The sequence below is a fragment of the Phormidesmis sp. 146-33 genome (genome assembly GCF_052939515.1).
In genome coordinates, this window is record NZ_JBJPHU010000257.1 from 1 (window position 1) to 2,112 (window position 2,112).

The 2,112-nt window shown below is 48.4% G+C and carries 3 protein-coding genes; 2 read left to right on the plus strand and 1 reads right to left on the minus strand.

The window, feature by feature from the left end:
• Positions 1 to 119 precede the first annotated feature (119 nt).
• Both ACJ2PR_RS35705 and ACJ2PR_RS35710 read left to right on the plus strand, forming a co-directional pair.
• Positions 120 to 662 (plus strand): hypothetical protein, encoded by a 543-nt coding sequence (locus tag ACJ2PR_RS35705; RefSeq protein ID WP_446856665.1) that lies wholly within the window; start codon positions 120 to 122, stop codon positions 660 to 662.
• A gap of 319 nt (positions 663 to 981) precedes the next feature.
• Complete coding sequence (locus ACJ2PR_RS35710; protein ID WP_446880613.1) at positions 982 to 1,236, plus strand: hypothetical protein; 255 nt, start codon at positions 982 to 984, stop codon at positions 1,234 to 1,236.
• Positions 1,237 to 1,317: 81 nt separating this feature from the next.
• Here ACJ2PR_RS35710 and ACJ2PR_RS35715 read toward each other — a convergent pair whose 3' ends face one another.
• Positions 1,318 to 2,004 (minus strand): HAD family hydrolase, encoded by a 687-nt coding sequence (locus tag ACJ2PR_RS35715; protein WP_446880614.1) that lies wholly within the window; start codon positions 2,002 to 2,004, stop codon positions 1,318 to 1,320.
• Between the last annotated feature and the right edge of the window lie 108 nt (positions 2,005 to 2,112).

Here is a 2,112-nt window from a genome sequence, read left to right on the forward strand (position 1 = left end):
ATTTAGGGGGCGTTCCTGGATCTAAAAGCGAAGCGAAGCGTTCATCGAACTGACGCTAAATAGAATCGAGCGAGCCTCTACCTGGGGAGTCTACCGACTTGTCGTTTGTACGTTGAGCTATGAACACCCCCGATGATGTGACTCTGATCGAGCAATTCTTATCTAGAAGTGCAATCCTGACCGCCAATCAAACCCTAAAGATCGAACCTGCGTTTGGGACAAATCGCCTGCTGACCACAACTGGAACCCTGTTAGCCACGATCGACCTGACGACCAAACCTATCATCGTCAATGTGCGTCAGGGCTGTGACTATTGGGTGCTGCTGCATGAGGCGCTGTCTAGTCAAGGATTTATGATGGCTGGGCTGTCTCCTCAAATCGGCTTTATGCGTTACGAGGCGCAGATGATTCCAGTCGGCTACACAATGCACTGCACCGAAGCCAGGAGTCTTTGGGAAGTCTGGTCGGATAGTGTGAGATCTTTTAACTGTCGTGACATTCGTTTGGATGTCTTGATCTTTGATCGCAGTACCTGGTATCCGATTCAAGAAGTTGTCGGCGATCGAGGGATTGTCTCTATCCAAACCTTGATCAGCAAATTGAGCTTGCAAGATGGAGATTACGTCACCTGGCTCAGACGATCAGGAAGCCGCGAACTCTAATGTTTATTTTGATTAGTTGAGAACCCCAAGCTTTTTCTCTTGGTCTTTTCGTATCAGTATTTATTCTTAAAAACCTCTGTAGTTTTAGTGATTAATGTCACGAGCGCGAGAGAATACTTGACGCGGACTTCAAATTCTAAGTATTCTTTCAGAAGAGCTTCTGAAAATTCACTGAACCCGGTTTGCCTTTTAAGGGAGATAGATTGGTAGAATGAGCAACTAGGCTGCGTAGATTCCTCATTGGCTTCACGCAATTGTGCGCCTGAGATTCCAATTTATCTGCAACGGTTTCAACACTAGTCAGGTTAAGGTGCGTTTCATGAGATTTTCATTCAAGACCCTGCTTCAACATCGTCAGAATACAAATCAACCGACCATGCACCACATAGAAGTTGCGGGGGCCTTTGATGCCTTCACGAGCCTCGAAGAAATTGAGTCTGGACTGGATTGGATGGAAGTTTTGGCTGCGTCCTGGGGAGTCCCTTACTCTAGCCAAGTCGAGAAAGAAAGTGTGATAGTTCCCTGTCCAAAATCTCCATTGAGTCCAAAATCCTCAAGTTCTGCTCTCGCCTAAAGCTTGATCAAAGCGATCAACGCATCCGGGCGAATGCTGCATCGTTAAAAGCTCGAATTTCGCCCTAGCGTTCCAAATTTTTCACTCTAAAATTTTCCACAACTCAGGAGCAGTAAAGTCTGGAATGACGATCGCCGCTCCAACTTGATACAAATCTTGAGGATCTTGACTTGAAGCGATGCCGATCGTAAAAATCCCCGCAGCAACCGCCGATCGTACGCCAGAAGGCGAATCCTCAAAGGCGATCGCTTGCTCAGGGTTTAGCCCAAACTCATCCAATCCGTGTCGATAAGGGGCAGGGTCAGGTTTACCAATTCCCAATTCTTCAGAGACAATCAAGCGATCAAACGTGGTTTCTAGCTTCAATGCCTTCAGCATAAAGTGAGCATTTTTTGTTGGAGCGTTGGTGACCACTGCTTGTTTGAGGTGACGATCAGTTGCCCACTTAATCAGAGCGCTCAAACCTGCCATTGGCATTAGTTGCGGAGCCAATTCTCGAAAGCGAGCCTCTTTGCGATCGATGAAATCTTGGCGCTCTTCTAGGGACAATTGGGGAAGCAAATCTAGCACGATCGCAGGGTTGAGCCGCCCGCTAATGCGGGTTTTGTAGAATGTTTCGTCGATGTCAAGCCCAAAGGGTCGTAATCCTTCTTGCCAGGCTCGAAAGTGGAGCGGGTCGGTGTTAGCGAGGGTGCCGTCGAGATCATAGAGGATGGCGGCGAGTTGACTGCGGCCTGAGGGGTTTGAGATGGTAGAAATCTGCTGCACGGGAGTTCATAATTCTTCACCTTACAGTACACCACTTGGGGAGGGGGGAGGGATGAGGGATGAGGGATGAGGGATGAGGGATGAGGGATGAGGGGTGAGGGATGAGGG

Coding starts and splice junctions, on each gene's coding strand:
- ACJ2PR_RS35710 (WP_446880613.1), top strand. CDS start 982: ATGAGATTTTCATTCAAGACCCTGCTTCAACATCGTCAGAATACAAAT.
- ACJ2PR_RS35705 (WP_446856665.1), top strand. CDS start 120: ATGAACACCCCCGATGATGTGACTCTGATCGAGCAATTCTTATCTAGA.